The 3,575-nt window shown below is 73.7% G+C and carries 1 protein-coding gene; it reads left to right on the forward strand.

What is annotated here, in order from left to right:
• Positions 1 to 154: 154 nt before the first annotated feature.
• Positions 155 to 3,575, forward strand: a 3,421-nt coding sequence (locus tag ABZ078_RS44215) for an SDR family NAD(P)-dependent oxidoreductase (protein WP_356584334.1), incomplete at its 3' end; no start/stop codon positions are given.

Consider the following 3,575-nt stretch of genomic DNA (forward strand, 5'->3'; position numbering starts at 1 on the left):
GGCGACGGGGCGGGCGCGGTTCGAGCACCGGGCGGTTGTGGTGGGCCGTGATCGGGAGGAACTCCTCGCCGGGCTTGGTGACGTGAACGCCGGGACGGGTTCTGGTGGCCGGGTGGTGTTCGTGTTCCCGGGTCAGGGTGCGCAGTGGGCCGGGATGGGTGTGGAGCTGCTGGACTCGGCTCCGGTGTTCGCTGAGCGGTTCGCTGAGTGTGCCCGGGCTCTGGCTGAGTTTGTGGACTGGGATGCGGAGGCGGTTCTTCGCGGTGTTCCGGGTGCTCCGTCGTTGGAGCGCGTCGATGTGGTGCAGCCGTTGTCGTGGGCGGTGATGGTGTCCCTGGCCGCCGTGTGGCGCTCCTACGGCGTGGAGCCGGCTGCTGTGGTGGGTCATTCGCAGGGTGAGATCGCTGCCGCGTGCGTCGCGGGCGGGCTGACCCTCAAGGATGGCGCCCGGGTGGTCGCCCTGCGGTCGAAGGCGATCGCGGCCGGGCTGGCCGGTGACGGTGGCATGGTCTCCCTGGCCCTGGACGCCGGGCAGGCGGCTGATCGGATCGCCGCCTGGGACGGTCGTATCGAGATCGCCGCTCTGAACGGCCCGGCCTCGGTTGTGGTGGCGGGCGAGCCGCAGGCTCTGGATGAGCTGATCGTCGGCTGTGAGGCCGACGGCGTGCGGGCTCGTCGTATCCCGGTGGATTACGCCTCTCACACCTCTCACGTGGAGCGGATCGAGGAGGAGCTGGGCCGGGTCTTGGCCGAGGTCCGTCCGCAGATCTCCAGCGTTCCGTTCTTCTCCACGGTGGAGGGTGACTGGCTGGACACGCAGGCTCTGGATGCCGGTTACTGGTATCGCAACCTGCGTCGCACGGTCCGTTTCGAGGAGGCCGTACGCACCCTCGCCGGCCAGGACCATGCCGTGTTCGTGGAGGTGTCGGCGCATCCGGTGCTCGCGATGAGCATCCAGGACACCGCCGACGATGCGGCCGTGACGGGCACGCTGCGCCGTGAGGACGGCGGCCTGGACCGCTTCCTGACCTCCCTGGGCGAGCTGTGGGCCCACGGCGTGGAAGTGGACTGGGCCCGGGCCTTCGTCGGCACGGGTGCGCGCCATGTCGACCTGCCGACGTATGCCTTCCAGCGCAGCCGCTACTGGCTCGACGTCAGCCCGACGGCCGGTGCCGGTACGGCGGCCGTAGGTTTGTCGGCGGCCGGGCACCCGATGCTGGGGGCGGTCATGGACCTGCCCGACGCGGACGGTGTGGTCCTGACGGGCCGGCTGTCGCTGCGGACGCATCCGTGGCTGGCGGATCACACGGTCGGCGGTGTGGTGCTGCTGCCGGGGACCGCCTTCGTGGAGCTGGCCGTGCGCGCCGGTGACGAGGTCGGCTGCGGGGCGGTCGAGGAGCTGACCCTCCAGGCCCCGCTGACGCTGCCCGAACAGGGCGGGGTCCGGCTGCGGGTCACGGTCGGGGAGCCCGGTGCCGATGGTCGGCGGACGGTCGGCGTGTACTCCTGCGCCGACTCCGCGGCGGAGACCCTGGCGGAGTCGCCCGGAGACGCCTGGACGTGCCACGCCACCGGGGTGCTGGCGCGGGAGGCCGTCGAGGCGGGAGCCGACCTGGTGGCCTGGCCGCCGTCGGGCGCCGTGCGCGTCGAGACCGACGAGCTGTACGACGATCTGGCCGGTGCCGGATACGGCTACGGCCCGGCGTTCCAGGGGCTGCGTGCCGCCTGGCGGCGCGGCGACGAGGTGTTCGCCGAGGTCGAGGCGGCGGAGGAACAGCGGGACGAGGCGGCTCGCTTCGGTCTGCATCCGGCGCTGCTGGACGCGGCGCTGCATGGTGTGCGGCTGGGCGGGTTCTTCGCCGACGCGCAGGCGCGGTTGCCGTTCGAGTGGCGTGGCGTCTCGCTACACGCGTCCGGCGCGTCGGTGCTGCGGGTACGGCTGGCGCCGGCCGGTGCGGACGCTCTGTCGGTGACCGTCGCCGACGGCACGGGGCGGCCCGTCGCGACCGTCGGCTCGCTGCTGACCCGACCCCTCGACCGGGAACAGCTCGCCTCGGCCCAAGGCGTCCTGCACGACGCCCTGTTCGAGCTTCAGTGGACCGCTGCCACGCCGACGCCGACGCCGGCGCCGGAGGCCGTGGCGACGGTCACGTGGGCCTGCGTCGGTGAGTCGCCGATCGACGGGCCGACGTACCCGGATTTCGACGCTCTCGCCGCCGGGGAGCCCGTACCGGACCTGGTCGTCCGCCGCTTCGTGAGCTCGGCTGACACCACCGGGACGACCGCGGACGCCGTGCACACGGCTCTCCGTGACGCCCTGGAGCTGGTGCGGGGCTGGCTGGCGGAGGAGCGGTTCGCCGGGTCGCGGCTGGTGCTGGTGACCTCGGGAGCGGTGGCGGCCGGTGCCGAGGACGGGGTGGCCGACCTCGGGGCCGCCGCGGTGTGGGGTCTGCTGCGGTCGGCCCAGACGGAGAACCCGGGCCGGTTTGTGCTGGTGGACGTCGACGGTGCCGAGTCCTCGTGGAGCGTGCTGCCGACGGCGCTGGAGTGGGCGGTCGAGCGGGACGAGCCGCAGCTGGCGGTGCGTTCCGGTGACGTGCGCGTGCCGCGGCTGGGTCGGGTGCGCACGGGTGCCGTGGCGACGACCGGCGGGTTCGGTGCGGGCACGGTGGTGGTGACGGGCGCGACCGGCACGCTGGGTGCTCTCGTGGCCCGGCATCTGGTGACGGCGCATGGGGTACGGCGGCTGTTGCTGCTCAGCCGCAGCGGCCCGGAGGCCGCCGGTGTCGCCGAACTGGTCGCCGAGTTGGGCGAGTTGGGCGCCAAGGCCTCGGTGGTGGCGTGCGATGTCGCCGATCGCGGGTCGCTGGCCCAGGCGCTGGCGGGGATCCCGGCCGAGCACCCGCTGACGGGTGTGGTGCACACGGCCGGTGTGCTGGACGACGGTACGGTGTCGTCTCTGACTCCGGAACGGCTCGCGGCGGTGCTGCGGCCGAAGGTGGACGGCGCCTGGAACCTGCATGAGCTGACCCGTGGCCTCGGTCTGTCGGCGTTCGTGCTGTTCTCGTCGGCGTCCGGTGTGCTGGGCAGCGCGGGCCAGGGCAACTACGCGGCGGCGAACGCGTTCGTGGACGCGCTGGCCGCCGCCCGCCGCGCCGAGGGACTGCCCGCGGTATCGCTGGCGTGGGGCTTCTGGGAGCAGCGCAGCGGCATGACCGGTGAGCTGAGCGACGTGGACCTCGCGCGCATCGCACGGTCCGGGCTCAAGGCGCTGACCTCCGGTGAGGGACTGGAACTGCTGGACGCTGCCGTGGCCGCGGGACCGGCGTCGGTGGTGCCGGCGCAGTTCGATGCGGCGGCGCTGCGCGGGCTGGGGGCTGGTGTGCCAGCGGTGCTGCGCGCGGTGGCCGGTGGTGGCCGGGTGCGCCGGGCGCGCGCGAGTGAGCACTCGGGTACTGGTGCGGGCCTGGCGGACCGGCTGGCCGGGTTGTCGCCGGACGCGCGGATGCGGGAGCTGTCCGGGCTGGTGCGCGGTCAGGTGGCCGCGGTGCTGGGGCACGGCTCGGCGGCGTCGG

The sequence above is a fragment of the Streptomyces sp. NPDC006385 genome (assembly GCF_040612485.1).
Classification (GTDB): Bacteria; Actinomycetota; Actinomycetes; order Streptomycetales; family Streptomycetaceae; genus Streptomyces.